Annotated in this window: 23 protein-coding genes; 12 read left to right on the top strand and 11 right to left on the bottom strand. The window is 67.1% G+C overall.

Going from position 1 to position 20,804, the window contains the following annotated elements:
* Nucleotides 1–31: 31 nt before the first annotated feature.
* From aroQ to accC, 4 genes are read left to right on the top strand one after another with little or no spacing between them, the layout of a single operon-like run.
* Nucleotides 32–481: a type II 3-dehydroquinate dehydratase gene (gene aroQ / locus AC5P57_RS13130; RefSeq protein WP_099554431.1), complete on the top strand. Its 450-nt coding sequence runs from the start codon at nucleotides 32–34 to the stop codon at nucleotides 479–481.
* Nucleotides 478–903 carry a lysozyme inhibitor LprI family protein gene (locus tag AC5P57_RS13125; RefSeq protein WP_099554429.1) on the top strand — a complete coding sequence of 142 codons (426 nt, stop codon included), beginning with the start codon at nucleotides 478–480 and terminating at the stop codon, nucleotides 901–903. The genes aroQ and AC5P57_RS13125 overlap by 4 nt, the downstream gene beginning before the upstream one ends.
* Nucleotides 904–956: 53 nt before the next feature.
* Complete coding sequence (accB, locus tag AC5P57_RS13120) at nucleotides 957–1,436, top strand: acetyl-CoA carboxylase biotin carboxyl carrier protein (RefSeq protein WP_010481080.1); 480 nt, start codon at nucleotides 957–959, stop codon at nucleotides 1,434–1,436.
* A 10-nt stretch (nucleotides 1,437–1,446) separates the two neighbouring features.
* The gene (gene accC, locus AC5P57_RS13115; RefSeq protein WP_005411253.1) at nucleotides 1,447–2,814 is read left to right on the top strand and encodes an acetyl-CoA carboxylase biotin carboxylase subunit; all 1,368 of its coding nucleotides are present in this window, start codon (nucleotides 1,447–1,449) and stop codon (nucleotides 2,812–2,814) included.
* A gap of 141 nt (nucleotides 2,815–2,955) precedes the next feature.
* On the opposite strand, the gene AC5P57_RS13110 is transcribed toward accC, so the two are convergent.
* Complete coding sequence (locus AC5P57_RS13110; RefSeq protein ID WP_099554426.1) at nucleotides 2,956–3,330, bottom strand: hypothetical protein; 375 nt, start codon at nucleotides 3,328–3,330, stop codon at nucleotides 2,956–2,958.
* The gene (locus AC5P57_RS13105; RefSeq protein WP_099554424.1) at nucleotides 3,327–4,292 is read right to left on the bottom strand and encodes a hypothetical protein; all 966 of its coding nucleotides are present in this window, start codon (nucleotides 4,290–4,292) and stop codon (nucleotides 3,327–3,329) included. The genes AC5P57_RS13110 and AC5P57_RS13105 overlap by 4 nt, the downstream gene beginning before the upstream one ends.
* 164 nt (nucleotides 4,293–4,456) lie before the next feature.
* Between AC5P57_RS13105 and prmA the strand changes: the two genes are divergently transcribed.
* The 3 genes from prmA (at nucleotide 4,457) to fis (ending at nucleotide 6,580) form a co-directional block, all read left to right on the top strand.
* On the top strand, nucleotides 4,457–5,377 hold the full coding sequence (prmA, locus tag AC5P57_RS13100) for a 50S ribosomal protein L11 methyltransferase (RefSeq protein ID WP_099554422.1): 921 nt from the start codon (nucleotides 4,457–4,459) through the stop codon (nucleotides 5,375–5,377).
* Between the two features lie 42 nt (nucleotides 5,378–5,419).
* On the top strand, nucleotides 5,420–6,190 hold the full coding sequence (locus AC5P57_RS13095) for a DUF3426 domain-containing protein (RefSeq protein ID WP_099554420.1): 771 nt from the start codon (nucleotides 5,420–5,422) through the stop codon (nucleotides 6,188–6,190).
* Between the two features lie 114 nt (nucleotides 6,191–6,304).
* The gene (gene fis / locus AC5P57_RS13090; protein WP_005419706.1) at nucleotides 6,305–6,580 is read left to right on the top strand and encodes a DNA-binding transcriptional regulator Fis; all 276 of its coding nucleotides are present in this window, start codon (nucleotides 6,305–6,307) and stop codon (nucleotides 6,578–6,580) included.
* A gap of 184 nt (nucleotides 6,581–6,764) precedes the next feature.
* Here fis and AC5P57_RS13085 read toward each other — a convergent pair whose 3' ends face one another.
* Genes AC5P57_RS13085 through AC5P57_RS13060 form a run of 6 tightly spaced genes read right to left on the bottom strand, consistent with a single transcriptional unit; the run spans nucleotide 6,765 to nucleotide 12,565 of the window.
* Nucleotides 6,765–7,760: a phosphatidate cytidylyltransferase gene (locus AC5P57_RS13085; RefSeq protein WP_099474013.1), complete on the bottom strand. Its 996-nt coding sequence runs from the start codon at nucleotides 7,758–7,760 to the stop codon at nucleotides 6,765–6,767.
* Entirely contained in the window at nucleotides 7,757–8,386 is a 630-nt protein-coding gene (locus AC5P57_RS13080; RefSeq protein ID WP_014038692.1) for a lysophospholipid acyltransferase family protein, read from the bottom strand. Before AC5P57_RS13080 ends, AC5P57_RS13085 begins: the two co-directional genes overlap by 4 nt.
* Before the next feature lie 13 nt (nucleotides 8,387–8,399).
* Nucleotides 8,400–8,837 carry a hypothetical protein gene (locus AC5P57_RS13075; protein WP_099554419.1) on the bottom strand — a complete coding sequence of 146 codons (438 nt, stop codon included), beginning with the start codon at nucleotides 8,835–8,837 and terminating at the stop codon, nucleotides 8,400–8,402.
* Nucleotides 8,834–10,138: a phosphatase PAP2/dual specificity phosphatase family protein gene (locus tag AC5P57_RS13070; protein ID WP_197577864.1), complete on the bottom strand. Its 1,305-nt coding sequence runs from the start codon at nucleotides 10,136–10,138 to the stop codon at nucleotides 8,834–8,836. The genes AC5P57_RS13075 and AC5P57_RS13070 overlap by 4 nt, the downstream gene beginning before the upstream one ends.
* A gap of 23 nt (nucleotides 10,139–10,161) precedes the next feature.
* A complete protein-coding gene (locus tag AC5P57_RS13065) occupies nucleotides 10,162–11,913 on the bottom strand; it encodes a bifunctional alpha/beta hydrolase/class I SAM-dependent methyltransferase (RefSeq protein WP_099554414.1) in 1,752 nt (583 codons plus the stop codon).
* A gap of 34 nt (nucleotides 11,914–11,947) precedes the next feature.
* Entirely contained in the window at nucleotides 11,948–12,565 is a 618-nt protein-coding gene (locus tag AC5P57_RS13060) for a CDP-alcohol phosphatidyltransferase family protein (RefSeq protein WP_099554412.1), read from the bottom strand.
* Between the two features lie 223 nt (nucleotides 12,566–12,788).
* On the opposite strand from AC5P57_RS13060, the gene purH reads away from it, so the two are divergent.
* From purH to purD, 3 genes are read left to right on the top strand one after another with little or no spacing between them, the layout of a single operon-like run.
* The gene (purH, locus tag AC5P57_RS13055; RefSeq protein ID WP_099554410.1) at nucleotides 12,789–14,372 is read left to right on the top strand and encodes a bifunctional phosphoribosylaminoimidazolecarboxamide formyltransferase/IMP cyclohydrolase; all 1,584 of its coding nucleotides are present in this window, start codon (nucleotides 12,789–12,791) and stop codon (nucleotides 14,370–14,372) included.
* Nucleotides 14,373–14,388: 16 nt separating this feature from the next.
* Nucleotides 14,389–15,261, top strand: a complete 873-nt coding sequence (locus AC5P57_RS13050) for a hypothetical protein (RefSeq protein WP_430542868.1) — start codon at nucleotides 14,389–14,391, stop codon at nucleotides 15,259–15,261.
* A 58-nt stretch (nucleotides 15,262–15,319) separates the two neighbouring features.
* Complete coding sequence (gene purD, locus AC5P57_RS13045; protein WP_099554406.1) at nucleotides 15,320–16,603, top strand: phosphoribosylamine--glycine ligase; 1,284 nt, start codon at nucleotides 15,320–15,322, stop codon at nucleotides 16,601–16,603.
* A gap of 73 nt (nucleotides 16,604–16,676) precedes the next feature.
* Here purD and AC5P57_RS13040 read toward each other — a convergent pair whose 3' ends face one another.
* From AC5P57_RS13040 to rpoH, 3 genes are all read right to left on the bottom strand, one after another.
* A complete protein-coding gene (locus tag AC5P57_RS13040; RefSeq protein WP_019338970.1) occupies nucleotides 16,677–17,009 on the bottom strand; it encodes a helix-turn-helix domain-containing protein in 333 nt (110 codons plus the stop codon).
* Nucleotides 16,993–17,376, bottom strand: coding sequence for a type II toxin-antitoxin system RelE/ParE family toxin (locus AC5P57_RS13035; protein WP_185959227.1), 384 nt, complete (start codon nucleotides 17,374–17,376; stop codon nucleotides 16,993–16,995). The genes AC5P57_RS13040 and AC5P57_RS13035 overlap by 17 nt, the downstream gene beginning before the upstream one ends.
* A gap of 177 nt (nucleotides 17,377–17,553) precedes the next feature.
* A complete protein-coding gene (gene rpoH, locus AC5P57_RS13030) occupies nucleotides 17,554–18,429 on the bottom strand; it encodes an RNA polymerase sigma factor RpoH (protein WP_049428989.1) in 876 nt (291 codons plus the stop codon).
* 358 nt (nucleotides 18,430–18,787) lie between these two features.
* Here rpoH and AC5P57_RS13025 point away from each other — a divergent pair, with 358 nt between their 5' ends.
* Complete coding sequence (locus AC5P57_RS13025; RefSeq protein ID WP_099604047.1) at nucleotides 18,788–19,180, top strand: BlaI/MecI/CopY family transcriptional regulator; 393 nt, start codon at nucleotides 18,788–18,790, stop codon at nucleotides 19,178–19,180.
* Entirely contained in the window at nucleotides 19,177–20,706 is a 1,530-nt protein-coding gene (locus AC5P57_RS13020; RefSeq protein WP_262235411.1) for a M56 family metallopeptidase, read from the top strand. The genes AC5P57_RS13025 and AC5P57_RS13020 overlap by 4 nt, the downstream gene beginning before the upstream one ends.
* Nucleotides 20,707–20,804: the final 98 nt, after the last annotated feature.

Here is a 20,804-nt window from a genome sequence, read left to right as displayed (position 1 = left end):
GACTGCCGCCCTTTCCCGTCTTCCGGATCCCATGGCGAAGCTGCTGGTCCTGCACGGCCCCAACCTCAACCTGCTCGGCACCCGCGAGCCGGAGGTCTACGGCCACACCACGCTGGCCGACATCGACCAGGCGCTGGCCGCGCAGGCAGCCGCCGCCGGGCACGCCGTGGAGAGCCTGCAGTCCAATGCCGAGCATGTGCTGGTGGATCGCGTGCAGGCTGCACGCAACGACGGAACCGCTTTCATCCTGATCAACCCCGCCGCCTTCACCCACACCTCGGTCGCCCTGCGTGACGCGCTGGCGGCGGTGGCGCTGCCGTTCATCGAGATCCACCTGTCCAACCCGCATACCCGCGAACCGTTCCGCCAGCACAGCTACTTCAGTGACAAGGCGGTGGGCGTGGTGTGTGGTTTCGGTGCCGACAGCTATCGCTATGCGATGGATGCGGCGCTGGTGCGCGTACAGGCGGCCGTCGCGTGAAGGTGCTGCCGCACGTGCTTGCCAGCATCCTGCTGTGGGCCGGCCTGTGCGGTACCGCCGCGGCATTCGACCGCAAAGACGAAGGCATCGACTGCGCGCATCCGACCACCACCATGGAGAGCGACCTGTGCGCCTCGGACATGGCCGCGGCCGCTGACGCCGAACTCAATACCGTGTACGCCCTGGCGCGCAAGCAACTGCGCACGCCGGCCAAAGGCGGCAGCTGCAGCTACTGCGGCGATGCCGAGCAGCAGCTGGTGCTGGCGCAGCGCGCCTGGGTGCAGCTGCGCGACCACGACTGCAACGCGGTCTATGCCCTCAATTCCGATGGCACGGCACGCAACGGCGCACAGATGCGCTGCCTGACCACCCTCGCGCGCGATCGTACGCGCCAGCTGCGCGAATTCTACGAACTGCTTTGACCCGAGCGCGCTGCGCTCCCCACCACACTGACATCAAGAGCAAAGAGGCCACCATGGATCTCCGCAAAATCAAGAAGCTGATCGACCTGCTGGAAGAGTCGAACCTGGCTGAAATCGAAATCAAGGAAGGCGAAGAGTCGGTGCGCCTGTCGCGCGCCCCGGTGGCCGGCTATGCCGCCCCGGTCGCCGCCCCGGTGTACGCCGCTCCGGCCGCTCCGGCGCCGCAGGCGATGCCGATGCAGTCGCCGACCGAAGCTTCGACCGGCGGCACCGCCAAGCCGGGCCCGGCGCTGCCGGAAGGCCACGTGCTGCGCTCGCCGATGGTCGGCACCTTCTACGCGTCGTCCGCCCCGGACAAGCCGGCCTTCGTCACCGTCGGCCAGCAGGTCAAGGAAGGCGAGACCCTGGCCATCATCGAAGCAATGAAGATGTTCAACCCGATCGAGGCCGACAAGTCCGGCACCATCGTCGCCATCCTCGGCGAGAACGGCCAGCCGGTGGAATTCGACCAGCCGCTGTTCGTGATCGGCTGAGGGGCACGCCATGCTCGACAAAGTCGTCATCGCCAACCGAGGGGAAATCGCGCTGCGCATCCTGCGCGCGTGCCACACCCTCGGCATCCGCACGGTGGCCGTGCACTCCACGGTCGACCGCAACCTCAAGCACGTGGCCATGGCCGACGAGTCGGTCTGCATCGGCCCGGCGCCGTCGCCGCAGAGCTACCTCAACATTCCGGCGCTGATCGCCGCGGCTGAAGTCACCGACGCGCAGGCGATCCATCCGGGTTACGGCTTCCTGTCGGAGAACGCCGACTTCGCCGAACGCGTGGAAGAGTCCGGCTTCATCTTCATCGGCCCCAAGGCCGACACCATCCGCATGATGGGCGACAAGGTCGAAGCCATCCGCGCGATGAAGTCGGCCGGCGTGCCGTGCGTGCCCGGTTCAGGCGGCCCGCTGGGCGATGACATCGTCGCCAACACCAAGATCGCCCGTGAGATCGGCTACCCGGTCATCATCAAGGCGGCCGGTGGCGGTGGCGGTCGCGGCATGCGCGTGGTGCATGCCGAAGCCTCGTTGAAGACCTCGATCGAAACCACCAAGAGCGAGGCCAAGGCAGCGTTCGGCAATGGCGAGGTCTACATGGAGAAGTTCCTGGAGAACCCGCGCCACGTGGAAATCCAGGTGCTGGCCGACGGCCAGGGCAACGCCATCCACCTCGGCGAACGTGACTGCTCGATGCAGCGCCGCCACCAGAAGGTGGTGGAAGAAGCCCCGGCACCGGGCATCACCGCCGAACAGCGCGAACAGATCGGCAAGGTCTGCACCGAAGCCTGCGTGCGCATCGGCTACCGCGGCGCTGGCACCTTCGAGTTCCTGTACGAGGACGGCCGCTTCTACTTCATCGAGATGAACACCCGCATCCAGGTGGAGCATCCGGTCACCGAAATGGTCACCGGCATCGACCTGGTGGCCGAGCAGCTGAAGATCGCCGCCGGCCAGAAGCTGTCGATCAAGCAGAGCGACGTGGTGCTGACCGGCCACGCGATCGAGTGCCGCATCAACGCCGAAGACGCCGAGACCTTCGTGCCGAGCCCGGGCACCATCACCGGCTTCCATCCGCCGGGCGGCCCCGGCGTGCGCGTGGATACCCACATCTACAGTGGCTACCGCGTGCCGTCGAACTACGACTCGATGATCGGCAAGCTGATCGTGCACGGCCCGGACCGCGAAACCGCCATCGCCCGCATGCGGGTGGCGCTGAGCGAGATGGTGGTCGACGGCATCAAGACCAACATCGCCCTGCAGCAGCGGATCATGCGCGACAAGGGCTTCCAGGCCGGTGGCCAGAACATCCATTACCTGGAAAAGCGTCTTGCCGAGCGCAAGAACAAGCCGATCGCACTGACCTGATCGGCAGCAGGTGCTGGACATGAAAAGGGCGGGGATATCCCCGCCCTTTTCGCGTTCTTGCGGTAGCGCCGGGCCATGCCAGGCGGCTTTCCATTGCCACCATCCACCCGCCGGGCATGGCCCGGCGCTACCGGTGTGGCATCAGCGCTTGCCGGCCACTTCGGCCGGGATCTGCGAGTTCGCCAGCGGGCGAACACCATTGGGCGAGCTCGGGTCGACGATCACCATCGTCTCGGTGGACCCATCGGGCCACACCACCTGGAAGGTACTGCCTGCCGGCAACGAAGCAAACGGCATGCCGCTCTGCGCGCGATAGACCGCAGCGACCTGGCTGGCACCCACGCGGCGCACATCTTCCTGCGCCTTCACCGTGGTCAGTTCCACTTTTGACAGATGCCGGTAACGATCTTCATAGGTGTCGATCATCAACAGCCCGACCGCGCCGGCCGAATAGGCCACGAACAGCGCCACCCAGAACCAGAACTTGGCTCCATGCAGGAATCGACGGTAGTTCATTGCCCGCCCCTCTTTCCAACCAATCGCTTGATCCACTGCTTCATTTTCCCCGCACCTTGCCGCGAAACCGCAGCGTCATACACGAAATCCCGGAAATCCTGCGTCCCATCCTGCGAACAGATCCCTCCATTCGCACAAAAACTGTTGACCAGCACACTGTCGGCACCACACGGTAGACCGAGCTCGCAGGCCGCAACCCGCCATGCCAGTTCACTGAGCTGTTCTCCCGCCACCAGGCCAGTGAGCGCCTGGTCCCCCGCCGCGCGCACGCCCATGCCGGGTGCAATGGCCATGAAGGCCTCCGGATCGCGCGATGTGCGCACCCGCTCGACCAGGTCACGGCGGTACTCGGGGCTGTCATGCAGCGGTTCGCCTTCGGCAAACAGCGATGCTTCCGCTGCGAGGTTGCCCTGCGTGGCCGCCTTGCGACGCTCCGCCAGCACCAGCGCAGACCCCAGCCTGTCGCCCGGCACGAAGCCGCCACAGCGCTGCGCCACACGCTCGCGTGCCTGCACCATCGCCGGTGCAGCGGTCAGGCCCAGCCCGGCCAGCACATTGTTGTCCAACCGATAACCGCCCGGATCGATGGCGTACTGCGCGCAGTAGTCGTAGACCCGGCTGAGCATCCAGCGGGCTTCGTGGTTGCCTTCGTCGGCCTGCACGCGCAGGCGCTGCGCATAGGCGTACAGATCGGTCGCATCCTCGATGTCCGCGCGCAGGTCCAGCGGCAGGCCCGAAGGCAGCGCGTTGCCGCGCTCGAACGCCGCCAGGCGACGCGCCAGCGCTTCCGGCACGACCGGCAGGGGCGCGGCATCGTCCGCCGCAACCTGCGCCGTCGGCAGCTCGCCTGCGGCCACCGGTACCGATCCGGCATGGCCGCTGGCCCGATACCCGGCCACGCCCAGCACGGCCACCGCCGGCAGCACGAGCAACCAGGTTTTCAGGGGCGGAGCAAAGGCCATTGGCGGCAGTGAGCGTTCACGGCGCACAGGAAAGCACCAAGTTTAACAAGGCCCGACACCCCTGTCTGAATCGGTTCCGTTCATCTCCGAGCCGCATCTCAGGCAATACGGAGACGCTCCGATGGTCTAGCATGGCCCCCTTTCCCGCGATTGCCCCCACCGCCATGCCGTTCCTGGAACTGACCCTGCGTTGCACCGAAGCTACCCAGCCCCGCTATGAGAATGCGCTGGAGGACGTCGGCGCACTGGCCGTCACGCTGCTTGATGCCGAGGCCGATACCAGCAACGAACAGGCCATCCTCGAGCCGGGCGTGGGTGAGACCCCGCTGTGGGACACCCTGGTGCTGAGCGCGCTGTTCCCGGCCGACAGCAATGCGCTGCTGCTGTTGGCCGCACTGGAGTCCTTCGACCCGGAGCTGGACTGGAGCAGCGGCAGCTTCCGCGCGGTCGAAGACGAAGACTGGGAACGCGCCTGGCTGGACCAGTTCCAGCCGATGGATTTCGGCAGCCGTACCTGGATCGTGCCGTGGAACCATGAACTGCCGGAGGCGGCACAGGCTGCCGACGCCGCCGTGGTGCGGCTGGACCCGGGCCTGGCGTTCGGCTCGGGCACCCATCCGACCACCGCGCTCTGCCTGCGCTGGCTGGACCAGCTGGCCGTGGACGGCCTGCTGCAGGGCCAGCGCGTGCTCGACTTCGGCTGCGGCTCCGGCATCCTCGCGCTTGCCGCGCTGAAGCTGGGCGCCGCTGAGGCCATCGGCGTGGACAACGATCCGCAGGCGCTGGTCGCCACCGCCGACAATGCCGAGCGCAACGGCGAGCAGGCGCGCATGCTCGTCTACCTGCCGCAGGACGAACCCGTCGCCACCTACCCGATCGTGGTCGCCAACATCCTTGCCTCGGCACTGGACGCGTTGGCCGAGCTGCTGGCTGCGCGCGTCGCTGCCGGTGGCCGCATTGCCCTGTCCGGCATCCTTCACGGCCAGGAAGGTGAACTGCTGCAGCGCTATGCCGCATGGTTCGATGACCTGCAGGCCACCCAGGATGGCGACTGGATGCGCATCACCGGCATGCGCCGCGCCTGATCGTGGTTGAATGACTGCTGGATCCGAGCCCGCACCCTGAGCATGTCCGAGCCGAACCCACCGCGACGCCCCCTGGCGACCTTCCTGCACACCGCGCCGGAAGGTGGGCCCGTGCCTGCGACCGATGCGCGCACGCAGGACCCGGACGAACACGCGCTGCCTGCCATGCAGGTGCCAACCGGGCCTGCCGAAGCGGCGCATGTGGCGGCGGCAGGGATGCAGCACGACGATGCGCCTGTCATCGTTGATGAAACTGCGGCCATCGCGCCGGCACCGGTTGCAGTGCCGGCAACGGTGGCTGCCGCTGATGCGCCGAGTTTCCTTGGCAGCGCGCGCCCCCGCAACCTGCCGGCACCCCGCTGGCACTGGCTGCTGGTTGCGGGGCTGGCGCTGCTGCTGCTGCTGCAGAGCGTGCTTGCCGACCGTGCGCGGCTGGCCGCCGACGCCGGCAATCGTGCATGGCTGGGCACGCTCTGCGGCGTCCTGCACTGCAGCCTGCCGGCCTGGCACGAACCCACCGCCTTCACCATGACCAGCCGCGAGATCCGGCCGCTGCCCGGGCAGGCCGGTGTGCTGCAGGTCCAGGCCAGCATCCGCAACGACGCACGCTGGGCACAGGCGTGGCCGGACCTCCGCCTGTCACTGTCCGATGCCGATGGCCGGGTGATCGGCAGTGGTGTGTTCACGCCTGCGCAGTACCTGGGAGAGAACCCCGGCGCGGCCCTGCTGGAACCGGGCCAGAGCGCGCGCGTCGCCTTCCGTGTGCAGGAGCCCGCCGCATCCACCGTCGCATTCACCTTCGACTTCCTCTGACCGTGAAAAGGCGACCGGCCGTGGCAGGCCGGGCACGCTCGCGCTAGACTGGCCGCCACCACCTCGTCCGGCCGCGCGCTCCGCGCGCACGGGCCAACCGAATCGGGAACCCCCTTGAACGCTGTCCTTTCTCGTCCTGACAACAGTCGTGGCGCTCCCCGGCCACCGCTGCGTGAACACGTCGCCCAGTCCGTGCGCCGCTACCTGCGTGACCTTGATGGCTGCGATGCGGACGATGTCTACGAGATCGTGCTGCGCGAGATGGAGATCCCGCTGTTCGTGGAAGTGCTCAACCACTGCGAAGGCAACCAGAGCCGCGCTGCGGCGATGCTCGGCATCCACCGCGCCACCCTGCGCAAGAAGCTGAAGGAATACGGCATCAGCGCGTGAGCCCGCGTGGGTAGTGCCGGCCGCTGGCCGGCAACCCCATGAACGATGGCAGGATGTTGCAGTTGCCGGCCAGCGGCCGGCACTACCCGTAGATCCACGCCATGCGTGGATGGAAGCCCGGCAGAATCAACCGCCCCCGCCCGCCAGTAGATCCACGCCATGCGTGGATGGACGCCCGGCGGGATCAGCCGCCCCCGCCCGCCTTCCAGTAATACCGCACCACGTGGAAGAACACCGGCGCGGCGAAGCACACCGAATCCAGCCGGTCGAGCATGCCGCCATGGCCCTCGATCATGTGGCCCCAGTCCTTGATGCCTCGGTCACGCTTGATCGCCGACATCACCAGGCCGCCCCAGAACCCCATCAGGTTGATCAGCAACGACAGGCCAAACGCCTGCAGCGGCGTGAACGGGGTGATCCACCACAGCGCCGCGCCCAGCGCGCTGGCACTCAGCACGCCGCCGACGAAGCCTTCCACCGTCTTCGACGGCGACAGCTTTGGTGCGATCAGATGCTTGCCCAGCAGTTTGCCCCAGATGTACTGCAGCACGTCCGAGGACTGCACCACGATCACCAGGAAAGCAAACAGCAGCACGTTGCGCGACGGGTCATGGCCCGGCACGTGCAGGTTCAGCAGCAGCGGTACGTGCGAGATGCAGAACACGCAGATCATCAGTCCCCACTGCACCTTCGCCGTGCGCTCCAGGTAGTGCGTGGTATCGCCGCCGATGGTCGACAGGATCGGCAGGAACAGGAACGCATAGACCGGAATCAGCAGCGTGTACATGCCGTACCAGTCGATCCACACCAGGTAGTACTGCCACGGCAGCACGATGTAGAACGCGGCCAGCAGCGCGTAGTAGTCACCCGAGCGGGTCGGTGCGAGCGTGATGAACTCGCGCAGTGCGAACAGCGAGATGATCGCGAACAGCACGATCACCCCGGCACGGCCGAAGAACAGCGCCAGCCCGACCACGATCGCCATCACCCACCACGCGCGGATGCGCGACACCAGGTTGGCGATCACCGCGCTGGGCCGGCCGCGCTGGCGCCATCGCAGCGTTTCGGCCACCAGCGTGGCCAGTACCAGCACCGCGCCGACGCCAGCGAACAGCAGGCCGGTCTGCTGGCCCACGCTCTGCGTTGCCAGGTCGCCGGACACATCGATCAGGAAACTCATGCGCGCCCTCCGTTCGGCGCCAGGTCCAGCAACGCCTGCCGGCTGCGGGCCAGGAATGCGGCCTTGTCCTCGTCGGCCTGCAACCGCAGCGGCGTGCCGAAGGTGGCCGTGCACAGCAAGGGCAGCGGCAGGAAGCGGCCCTTGGGCATCACCCGCTTCAGGTTGTCGATCCACACCGGCACGAATTCCAGCTCCGGGCGTTGCCGTGCCAGGTGATAGATGCCGCTCTTGAACGGCAGCAACGGCTCATCGCCCACGTTGCGGGTGCCTTCCGGGAACAGGATCAGCGAGCAGTCTTCGTCCACCGCGTCACGCAGCACCTGTAGAGGATCCTGCTGGCGATGGCCGGCCTCGCGCTCGACCAGTACGCCGTTGAACACTGCATCGATCAGGTAGCGACGCAGGCCGTCGCGCTGCCAGTACTCGGCGGCGGCAACCGGCCGCACCTGGCGCCGCAACGCAGGCGGCATCGACGACCAGATCAGCACGAAGTCACCATGGCTGGCGTGGTTGCCGTAGTACACGCGGCGCTCGCTGGACGGCGCGCAACCGATCCACAGCGCGCGTGCGCCTGTCACCACATGGATCGCGCCACTGCAGGCGCGGGCAATCAGTTCGGCGAACATTGGCCCCTCCCGTTCACGTCTGCGGCCACAACACGGCCAGCACCAGCAGTGCGAACTGCACCGCGGTCAGCAGGTACTGGCGCAGCAGCAGGCGGCGCATGCCGGCCCAGCGCGCGTCCCAGCCCCGCAGTTGCGCATCGGGCGACGCGCGGCGCAGGCCACTGTCCTGCAGCAGCTGATCGGTGCGGCGCGCGGCAGCATCGCCGTCCAGGCCCTCATCGCGCAGCAGCTGCAGCAGGCTGGCGTCCAGCGCCACCCTCCACGCGAGATAGGCCTGTGCGATGCCCGCGGCAACACTGAGCAGCAACAGGCCGGCAGCGATCATCGCCAGCCCCGGCTCGATGCCGAGCAGCAGCAGTGCCACCAGCAACAGGCCCAGCGACAGCAGCGCCGGCCAACGCCCCTGGCGCAGCAGCACCTGCATGGTTACCAGATCGGGAACCGTGCTCATGCGCGCGCTCCGGCCGCAGCAGTCATGGCATGCAGATGCGCCGCGCCCAGCACGATGCCGGGGCGTGCAGCCCGCACGATCGCCACTGCCGCGTTCGCATCGGCCGCACGACCACTGCGCAGCAGCCAGGTGGCGACGCTGGCGGCGCTGCGCGAATAGCCCAGCGCACAGCACACCAGCAACGGCCCCTGCGCATGCAGCCGCTCGATGGCCTCGGCCGCCTCGCGCAGCTGTTCCGGTGCAGGGACCACCAGGTCCAGCATCGGCACGCTGGCATACGCGGCGCCCGGCGCGCGGCAGGACAGCTCGGCACAGGCATCGACCACGCCCACCAAGGGTGGCGGCAACGCCGCGCAGGGAATGCGCCCCAGCCACACGCCATCCATCACGGGAACCGGCTGCGGCGCACGCCGCGTCCACAGCCGCGAATTGATCCAGGCTGCGCCCAGGTACGGCGCCAGCAGCCAGCGTGCCGCCATGGTCAGGCGACCATCGGCGCGCTTCTGGAACACCGCCGTACACAGCCCGGCATACGCCAGCGCCACCAGCAGCAACGACACCACCGGCCACAGCAGCCACAACGCCGCACCGCGCAGCATCACCGCCGGCGCCAGCAGCAGCACCGCCCCCAGCAGGTAAAACGCCGCCAATCGCCAGCGCTTGGCATCACGCGCGGTGCGCCAGGCGCGCAGCGGCGGCGTGCCCTGCTCCGGCCACAGCCAGACGCACAGCCACCCCGCCAGCAGGCCGGTCGGGATATCGATGAAATGATGCTGGAACGTGGTCAGCACCGAGACGCCTATCAGCAATGCCCATGCATGCAGCACCCAGCGCCACACGCCGTGCAGGTACTGCGCGAACTTCACCCACAGCACGATCAGCAGCACGATGTGCAGCGATGGTGCCTGGTTGAACGGCTTGTCGAAGCCCAGCAGCACATCGAACAACCAACCGAACACGCCGCCGATCTCCGGCCGCTCGAAGCTGAAGCGCAGCGGCCACAGCAGGAAGCAGGTCACCGCGATCAGCTGTGCACTGAACAGCCGCAATGCATGCCGGTCCAGTTCGAGGCGCTGCCGGCACAGGAAGAACGAGATGGCATAGAACAGATCGATCGACCAGTACGGCACGATCGTCCACGGCACGAACGGAATGCGGGTTTCCCAGGCGAACGCCATCACCGGCAGCGCGGCGTGGCGGCCGGCCATCCAATTGGCGAAGCCATAGCTGGCGAAGAAGAACGGTCCCAGCAGGGCCAGCCACAGCAGGGCGCGCCGCCAGGGGCGCCCTTCCACGGCCAGGGGGGGTGCGGCCAGCGTCGCCATCACGCGGTCCGGCGCGCCAGCGACACGGTGAAGATGCCGAATTCGTCGATGCGCTGCGCCACCTTCTCGAACCCGGCCAGGCGCACCAGCTCATCCATTTCCTGCTGGGTCCGGCGCCGCATCACCCAGGCCGCGCCACCGCGGTGGCTGGTCAGCGCACGGGCGATGAATTCCAGCTGCGGGTGCCAGGGCTGGCCGGTGTAGGCCAGGTAGCCGCCCACCGGCACCGTTGCGGCGATGCCCTGCAGCGAGCGCAGCACCGCATCGTTGTCGGGGAACAGTTCGTACAGGCCCGACACCACCGCCAGTGTCGGTGCTGGATCGACCTTGGCCAGTTGCGCCGGATCGAACGCATCGCCCTGCTCGAAGCGCGCGATGTCGGCCGCACCGAGGTGCTCGATCAATGCCTGGCCCTGGGTCACGTTCAGATCGCTGAAATCACGCAGCACGATGCGGTCGGCGCGCTGTTCGCCCTGGCCCAGCGCTTCCAGCACATACCGGCCATGGCCAGCGGCCACGTCCAGCACGCGCACCGGCGTGCCCTGCCTGCGCAGGCGCTGGGCGGCATCGCGCAGCAGTTCCTGCAGGTGCTGGCCGCGCACGCGGATGCCGCGCCAGCCGATTGCATCCAGATAGTTGCGGTCGACCATGCGGCCCAGCGGGCCCTTGCCACGCGCTTGGTCGCGATAGATGTAGTCGAGCGTGCTGCCGGAATCGAAACCGGTCTGCAGGCCCAGCGCGATGCCCTCGGACAAGGTCCCGCCGAAACGCAGGCCGCCACGCACCACGCGCCAGCGCAGGTCGGCCAGGCTGTTGCGTTCCGGTGGCCACGCCAGGATCTCCGATTCTTCGAAGGTCGGCCCGTGGCGGTGCGCATCGCGACGGGACAGCTCACGCAGCGGCTCGGCGAAACGTGCCTGGATGAAGCTGCGGATACGCGCCAGTGCCGGCGCGCGATCACGCTCGCCCAGCGTGTCGTGGAAGAAGCCCGGGAGGTGCACGCGCTCCTTGATCGGGCTGGACAGGCGCTCGTAGAAGCGGTCCTGAGGGCCACGATGCACGACGAAATCCGAACCGGACACCAGCAGCTGCACCGGCACGCTGATCGCCTGCGCATCGGCAACGATGCGGTCGGCGGCCTCGTACAGGCCCAGCAGCACGCGCACCGAGATCGGCCGGGTGATCAGAGGATCGGTGCGGTAGCTCTCCACGCGCGCCGGGTCATGGGTCAGCCACTGCGGCTTGACGTAGCTGTTGACGAAGAAGTTGCCGCGCAGCTTCTGCATCAATGCCAGGCCCGGGCGTGCGAACGGCACGTACAGCTTCACCTTGAACGCGGGCGAGGCCATCACCAGTGCACGCAGGCGCGGTGCGTAATCGTGCACCCACGTGGCAGCAACCACCGCGCCCACGCTCTGCGCGATCACCACGATGTCTTCCACCGCGATGCCATGCGCGGCACCGATGTGGGCGATGAAGCTGTCCAGGTCACGCACCAGCGCCGGGAAGCCCGGTGCATCGCCACGTGCGCCCGGCGAACGGCCATTGCCGCGCGCATCCCAGGCGAAGAAGGCGGTGTCGGGCAGGTCCAGCTCGTCAACCAGGTGAGTGACCCGGCCGGAGTGCTCGTGGCCACGGTGCAGCAGCACGATGGCCTTGGTGGCCGGGGTTGCCGTGGTGCTCGCCCAGTACCGGTAGAACAGCGGTACCTGGTCGAAGCTGTGGAATTCCCGTTCCTGCGCCTGACGCATGCAATCTCCTGATTGTCTTTTTGTATCTGCTTGATTAATTCGGCGAAACCGCCGCTTCCTGCAATCCCCGACGTACGCGGTTGACCATCGTCACCCCGCACAGCACTGCCATCGCAGCGGCCACACCGCTGACCGTCATCGCACCGCCCCAGCCGAACGCCAGCAGCAGGCCCAGCACGCCGATCACGAACGCGCGATCGCTCTTGCCCATCGGGCCGTCATAGCGACGGCTGGCCCCGACCATCAGCCCCAGCACGCCGGCGTACTCGCTCAGCGCCGCGGTCCAGGCCAGCAGCCACAGCGCTTCCGGGCGCACGCCCGGCACACTGAGCAGGCTCAGGTACAGCGCCGCGTCGGCGATCACATCGCACACCTCGTTCAGATAGGCGCCCAGCCGCGACTGCTGGCCGAACTCGCGGGCCAGCATGCCGTCCACGGCGTTGAGCGCCATGCGCAGCAGCATCCACAGTGGCAGCAGCAGGTACAGAAGGGGCTTGGCCGGCGCGCAGCACCAGACCGCGACAGCCACCAGCAGCGAGACCACGGCAGCGGCCACGGTCACCGAATTGGCAGTGATCCCCATGCGGAACAGACCGCGTACGACTGGACGCAACAGGTCCTGGAAACGTCCTTTCAATGCATAGATCGACATGATCCGTACCCGCTGATCCTTGGCAGTGCGGGCACAGCCTACCCCATCGCTGGCAGATTCCGACAACCCGGCTCTGGTCCGCAGCCCAGCCCCCGGATCGGGCCGGACCGGTGTGCCCGACCCGGCCTTACGCCGATTGCCACGGCAAATTACCCCTTCCAGCGCCCGCCACCGGCCCCCACCGCCTACAATATCGGCCCCGCTCCGCTGCCGATTCTGTCCCATGACTGCTGATCTGTTGCCCGTCCGCCGGGCCCTCCTCTCCGTTTCCGACAAGACCGGTCTGGTCGAGCTGGCCACTGCGCTGGCGGCACGCGGCGTGGAGCTGCTGTCCACCGGCGGCACCGCCAAGGCGATCCGCGATGCGGGCCTGGCCGTGAAGGACGTGGCCGACGTCACCGGTTTCCCGGAAATGATGGACGGCCGGGTCAAGACCCTGCACCCGATGGTGCACGGCGGCCTGCTGGGCCGTTCGGGCCTGGATGATGCGGTGATGGCTGAGCACGGCATCGGTGCCATCGACCTGCTGGTGCTGAACCTGTACCCGTTCGAATCGGTCACCGCCAAGGCCGACTGCACCCTGGCCGACGCGGTCGAGAACATCGACATCGGCGGCCCGGCCATGCTGCGTTCGGCAGCCAAGAACTTCGCCCGCGTGGCGGTGGCCACCGACCCGTCGCAGTACGCCGAACTGCTGGCCTCGCTGGACGCCAACGACGGCCAGCTGTCGGCCGCCACCCGCTTCGCGTTCTCGGTGGCCGCGTTCAACCGCGTTGCCCAGTACGACGCCGCGATCAGCAACTACCTGTCGGCGGTCACCGCCACCGACGCCGCCGTGCCGGCCCGCGCCGAGTACCCGGCGCAGATGAACTCCACCTTCGTGAAGGTGATGGACCTGCGCTACGGCGAGAACCCGCACCAGAGCGGCGCCTTCTACCGCGACCTGTACCCGGTGCCGGGCACGCTGGCCACGTTCCAGCAGCTGCAGGGCAAGGAACTGAGCTACAACAACCTGGCCGACGCCGATGCGGCGTGGGAATGCGTGCGCCAGTTCGACGCGCCGGCCTGCGTGATCGTCAAGCACGCCAATCCGTGCGGCGTGGCGGTGGGTGCCGGCAACGGCGATGCCTACGAGCTGGCCTACGCCACCGACCCGACCAGCGCCTTCGGCGGCATCATCGCCTTCAACAAGCCGCTCGACGCTGCCACTGCCAAGGTGATCCTGGACCGCCAGTTCGTGGAAGTGCTGATCGCCCCGGACTACGAGCCGGCCGCGCTGGAGTACGCGCAGAAGAAGGCCAACGTGCGCGTGCTGCGCATTCCGCATGGTGATGGCCTGAACAATTTCGACAGCAAGCGCGTCGGCTCGGGCCTGTTGCTGCAGTCCTCGGACAACCGCGGCATGACCCGCGACGAACTGAAGGTGGTCAGCAAGCTGGCGCCGACCGACAAGCAGTTCACCGACCTGCTGTTCGCCTGGAAGGTGGCCAAGTTCGTGAAGTCCAATGCGATCGTCTATGCCAAGGACAACCGCACCATCGGTGTCGGCGCCGGCCAGATGAGCCGTGTCTACTCAGCCCGTATCGCCGGCATCAAGGCCGCCGATGCGAACCTGGTGGTCCAGGGCTCGGTGATGGCCTCCGATGCGTTCTTCCCGTTCCGCGATGGCATCGATGCCGCCGCTGCCGCCGGCATCAAGGCGGTGATCCAGCCGGGCGGTTCGATGCGCGATGCCGAAGTGATCGCCGCCGCTGACGAACATGGCCTGGCCATGGTGTTCACCGGCGTGCGCCACTTCCGCCACTGATCCTGGAGCGACACGGATGTCCACAGTTTCGATGAAATCGCTGGCCGTGCTTGCCCTCGCGGGCGCGGCCGCGCTGGCCGGCTGCAAGCCTGCAGCGGCGCCTGCGCCGGCGTCGGAGGCCGCCACGCCGGCCCCTGCCGAGCCGACGGCGCACGTGAGCCGTACCGCGCGACTGCAGGCCTTCCTGGTCCAGCGCTACGGCAGCAACGCCAGACTGTCCGGTGAATGGCGCGGCAGCTGGAACGACGACGGCGAAACCCGCCCGATGGACTGGCACGTCTGCGCCGAGCAACCGGTGGTGAGCGGCGACAGCTGGCAGCAGTTGCTGGCGGTCTGCGGCGCACTGTCCGAAGGGGCGCACATCGACCCGGGCACGATCGACTTCTTCGTGCTGCGCCCCAAGGGCGATGGCTTCGATGTAACCAGCGAACTGAGCGGCGAGCGCCTCGGCAGCGGCGGCCAGCCCGGCACCGTCAACGTCATCCGCGCCGGCAGCGACTTCTATGGCTTCCGTGTCGAGGACGGCTGGTTCGGGCAGGGCTTCTCGCTGCTCTCGCAGTCGCTGATCCTGCCGGGCCCGAACGGCCTGGTGGCCAGTGGCAGCGTGCGCAGCCATATCGACAATGACGCCCAGTACGAGTGCGACAACCTGGACGCCGGCACCGACCCGGACACCGCCGAGGACTGCCGCACCCGCCGCTTCAGCATCGATTTCGCCCTGCGTTTCGACGACAGCGACCGCAGCGCGCGCATCTGGCCGCTGCTGATCGAGGAATCCGGCACCACCTGTGGCAGCAAGCAGGTCCAGCAGGAACACCGCTTTACCCTGGACCCGAAGACCTGGGCCTATTCCTTCCCCGAATCGCTGCGACGCGAAGGCTGCGAATGAAGCACCTGCGCCGCCGGGGACATCGACCTTCCCTTCCCACGCAATCTGGAATCTCGTGATGAACGTACTTGTCATCGGCTCTGGCGGCCGCGAACACGCCCTGGCATGGAAGCTGGCCCAGTCCTCCCGTGTCACCGAAGTGATCGTGGCGCCCGGCAACGCCGGCACCGCCAGCGAAGACAAGTGCCGCAACGTAGCGGTGAAGGTCACCGACATCGACGGCCTGCTGGCGCTGGCCCAGGCCGAAGGCGTGGCGCTGACCGTGGTCGGCCCGGAAGTACCGCTGGTGGCCGGCGTGGTCGACCGCTTCCGCGCCGCCGGCCTGCGCATCTTCGGGCCGACCGCCGCCGCCGCGCAGCTGGAAGGCAGCAAGGCTTACGCCAAGGACTTCCTGGCCCGCCACAACATCCCTACCGCGTTCTACGCCGTGCACACCGACGTGGACGCCGCCCTGGCCTACATCCGCGAGAAGGGTGCACCGATCGTGGTCAAGGCCGATGGCCTGGCCGCCGGCAAGGGCGTGATCGTGGCGATGACCCAGGCCGAAGCCGAAGACGCCGTGCGTGACATGCTCTCGGGCAACGCCTTCGGCGATGCCGGTGCGCGCGTGGTGATCGAGGAATTCCTCGACGGCGAGGAAGCCAGCTTCATTTCGATGGTGGACGGCGTGCATGCGCTGCCGATGGCCACCTCGCAGGACCACAAGCGCGTCGGCGACGGCGACACCGGTCCGAACACCGGCGGCATGGGCGCGTACTCGCCGGCGCCGGTGGTGACGCCGGAAGTGCACGCCCGCGTGATGCGCGAGGTGGTGAACCCGACCGTGCAGGGCATGATCGCCGATGGGATCCCCTTCACCGGCTTCCTCTATGCCGGCCTGATGATCGATGCCAGTGGCGCGCCGAAGGTGATCGAGTTCAACGTGCGCTTCGGCGATCCGGAAACCCAGCCGGTAATGCTGCGCCTGCAGTCGGACCTGATCGAGCTGGTGGAAGCGGCCATCGACGGCCGCCTGGACCAGGTTCAGGCGCAGTGGGACGCGCGCCCGTCGCTGGGCGTGGTGCTGGCCGCCAAGCCCTACCCGGAAGCGCCGATCACCGGTGACGTGATTTCCGGCCTGGGTGATGTGCCGGCCAGCGCCAAGGTGTTCCATGCCGGTACGGCACTGGATGCACAGGGCCAGGTGGTCAGTGCCGGCGGCCGCGTGCTGTGCGTGGCCGCGCTCGGCGACAGCGTGCGCGATGCGCAGGCCAATGCCTACGCGGGCGTGGCCAAGGTGAGCTGGGCCAACGAGTTCCACCGTACCGACATCGGCTGGCGCGCGATCGCACGCGAGGGGTGAGGTAGATCCACGCCATGCGTGGATGAGAGCGCCGCGAAAAACAGAAAGGCCCGGCAATGCCCGGGCCTTTGCTTTACAGGACTGCTTCGAGACCCTTCCGATCAATCAGGTTAAGCAACTTCAGTGACGGTCCACTGGGTTTCTTTTCGCCCTGCTCCCAGCTGCGTACGGTGGAAACGCTGGTATTGAGAACCCCCGCAAAGACCGGCTGACTGAGCTGCAATGACGTACGCAGGGCACGGATCTGGGCACTGCTGTACTCAGGGACCGGCTCAAGGCAAAGCGCTTCGTAGCTGCTCAACCGACGTTTATCGATGAAGCCATGCGCGTGCAGACTCACAGCAGCATCATGCACCGCTTCAAGAAGCGCACTTTTCGCGCGCCGTCGCTCAGGGGTCTTCGTCATGGCCGATCTCCTGTAGATCCCCGTACTCCACGGCACGATTCAGCTGCGCCGTACTCATTCTCAGGAACTCCGATGCGTACAACTGCAGCGCGTCCCGTTCCGCATTCGTGATCGCAGCACGTTCATTCTTCTCGTAGCCGAAAAGGAAGAACCAATGCCCGCCTCGCTGTGTGGCGACGATGATTCGAACGCTCCCACGCTTTCCTCGCCCCGGCAGCGCAACGCGCTTCTTGAAGATTCCGCCGCCAAGATCAGCATCCACCAGACCCGCTTCCATTTCACGTACCGACCGGTACAGCGCAGCGTCGGACAGGGTGGTCCTACGCATACTGCGATTGAAACTTCGTGTGCGGAAGATGCGTGGCATGATCATACCGTGCCACTGCGTGGTACGGCGTGAACACCAGCATCCAGCACATGACCCGGTCGGCACAATCACCGCTCTGGCGTCAGAGTAGAACCACGCCATGCGTGGCTAAGCCCCGCAAACGAAGAAGGCCCGGCACTGCTGCCGGGCCTTTCACAATTGCGACGCCACCCCGCCTTACGCGGTGAACAGCGCCTTCATCTTCTTCAGCGCGTTCGCTTCCACCTGGCGGATGCGTTCGGCCGACACGCCGTACTCGTCAGCCAGCTCCTGCAGCGTCACCTTGCTGTCGGCATCCAGCCAGCGGCGACGGATGATGTCGCGCGAACGGGCATCCAGCTCGGCCAGGCCTTCGCGCAGCAGCTGCATCTGGTTGTCTTCGCTGTCGGCACGTTCGTAGGCCATCGACGGATCTTCGTCGTTGGCGACCAGGAACGCAGCCGGCGACGGCGGCGCATGCTCGTTGTCCTCGTCGGTCGGCGCATCGAAACCGATATCGCGACCGGACAGGCGCGACTCCATTTCCATGACCTCGCGCTCGGACACGTTCAGGTCCTTGGCCACCGCGCTGACTTCGGCCGCGTTCATCCAGCCCAGGCGCGTCTTCGACTTGCGCAGGTTGAAGAACAGCTTGCGCTGCGCCTTGGTGGTGGCGACCTTCACGATGCGCCAGTTCTTCAGGATGAACTCGTGCATCTCGGCACGGATCCAGTGCACGGCGAAGGACACCAGGCGCACGCCCATTTCGGGGTCGAAGCGCTTGACCGCCTTCATCAGGCCGATGTTGCCTTCCTGGATCAGGTCACCCAGCGCAAGGCCGTAGCCGTTGTAACCGCGGGCCACGTGCACCACGAAGCGCAGGTGCGAATGCACCAGCTCGCGGGCGGCGTCCAGATCGTTGCCGTCGCGGAAGCGACGGGCCAGGTCCTGTTCGTCATCGACCGACAGCACCGGGATCTGGTGCACGGCACCGATGTAGGCGTCCAGCGAACCGAGCGCACTGGGAATCGGGAGATTGTTTGCCACAAGGGCAGTAGAGGTGTTCTGGCTCATAGGCACCCATCTTAGCAGTCCGGGATTTGGACTGCTAAAGGAGGAAAAAGTTCCAGCATCCTATTGATGCAACACTGGTCCCAAACAGAGCCCTACCGTAGCGCGATTTGATGACAGTGGCGAGCACGCTTTTCGGGATTCACAATCCCTTGGAATTCAATCAATTACGCACTGAAATCCGGCCGATTCCGGTCAAGCGGAGCTGAACGGGTAGGCCCGGAGCCCCATTCAGGGCAAGGGATGTTGCCAAGTGTTCAGGCCCGAGCGCCGCAGGCCCGATGCTTTACTACTAAAAAACCCGTTGACAGCCCTGCAACCGCATGCTCCGATGCATCAACTAATTCATACGTAGATGCGCATGGCCCGCCCCGTCTCCCAGACTCCCACCCCGGCCGAGCAGGCCATCCTGGACATCCTCTGGGACAAGGGCGAAGCGTCCGTGCGCGAAGTGGCCGATGTACTCGGCGAACACAAACCGGTCGCGTACACCACAGTGCTGACCATGTTCAACGTGCTGGCGAGGAAGGGCTTTGTCAGTCATCGCCAGGAAGGTCGCGCCTACATCTATCACGCCACGCTCAGCCGCGAGCAGGCCCGCCGGCAAGCGCTCGACCATCTGCTGCATCAGTTCTTCGAGGGCTCGCCGAACGTGCTTGCGCAGCACCTGGTGGACGAACGCGAAATCGACCGCAACGAACTGCAGGCACTGCAGCAGCGCATCAGCGATGCCAGGGCCGGGAGGAAGGAATGAACCTCATCGACCTGGCGATGGCACTGGGCGTTCGACAGTTGCTGTTGTCTGCAGTTGTGCTGCTGCCCGCGCTGTGGCTCGCACGGCGGCGGGCCCTCAGTGCCGAACAACGTTCCTGGCTGCTGACCGCCGCGATGGCAGTTGCCCTGCTGCTACCGCTCAGCGCCTTCCTGCCGGGATGGTCGACCACCCTGCCCGCACCGGCACCGCCCGCAGCCGCGTTCCACCCCATGCCCGGCGAAGGGGCAACGGCGGAAGAAGCCATCTTCGAAGCCGGACGACAGCCCGGCATCTACTATGTTGAGCTGCCGAAGACCCTGCCGACACTGCTTGCAATGCTGTGGCTGCTTGGCACCCTGTGGCTGGGCATGCGCCTGCTGGACGCGATGCTGCACGCACGCCGGCTGCGGCGGTTGGCGCAACCGGCAACCGACGGACTGCGCGCGGTCCTGGCCGACATCGTGCCCGCCCACGTGACGATCGCCACCTGCGCCGTCGACGGGCCGATGGTCGTCGGCCTGTGGCGCCCCACGATCCTGCTGCCGCGCCCGCTGCTGACCCGCCTGGACAACAGCGTGCTGCGCGACATCGTCCGCCACGAGGTTGCACACCTGCAGCGACGCGACCTGTGGACAAGCACGCTGCTGCGGGCGGGAACAGCACTGTTCTGGTGGAATCCGCTCCTGCACGTTGCCCAGGTACGCCTGGCGGTACTGCGCGAAATGGCCTGCGATGCACGTGCCGCGCTGCAGGCACGCGAACCCCTGGACTATGCAGGTTCGCTGCTGGCCAGTGTCGAGCAGCTGCAGGCCCTGCGCGAGGAGGCGCCGACGCTGGCGCTGGGCATGTTCGGCGCGCGCAGCCAGTTGGCACAGCGCATCGACCAGCTCGTCGAGACTGCACCACCGGCACCGCGGCGCCGCAGCCTGCTGATGCTGGGGCTGACGCTTCTGCTGGGCTGCACGGCCACCGCGGTGGCCGTCTCACCACGGCTGGCGCCACCGTCGGCGCCCGCGTCCTCCGAAACGCGCATCCACGATCTTCTGCGCGCTGCCAGCACGCATGACCTCGTGCAGGTCCGCGCGTTGGCGACAGCGGGCGTCGATCTCGATGCGCGCGTGCTCGGCGATGGCACGGCGCTGATCCAGGCCATCCGCGCACGCGATCCGGCGATGGTCAACGCCCTGCTGCAGCTGGGGGCCGACCCTGATCGCGCCGCACTGGGCGAAGGCAATCCGTTGATCGTTGCCTCCGCCCTGGGCCTGCAACCCATCGTCGAGCAGCTGGTGCAGGCCGGTGCCGACGTCAACCGGGTCGTCACCTATGACGAGACACCGCTGATCAATGCCTCGCGCGAAGGCCACCTGGTCACCGTGCAGTACCTGCTTGCGCACGGCGCCGACATCAACCTGGGCGTGGAAGCCGATGGCTGGCTGGGGCGTTGGCGGACACCGCTGAACCAGGCCGGCACTACCGCCGTGCGCGACTACCTGCTGGCGCAGGGCGCCCGCCGCGAACGACGCTGACGTCGCCGCCGCATCGCCTCCTGCACTGCGGCGCTGACCCGTTCCACCCGCAACGACCGGACGCGGCAGGCGTGCGCGGCAACGCCTGCGCCGATTCC

Source organism: Stenotrophomonas sp. YJH_SMC_79, assembly GCF_059367995.1.
This window is presented reverse-complemented; position numbering and strand designations above follow the sequence as displayed.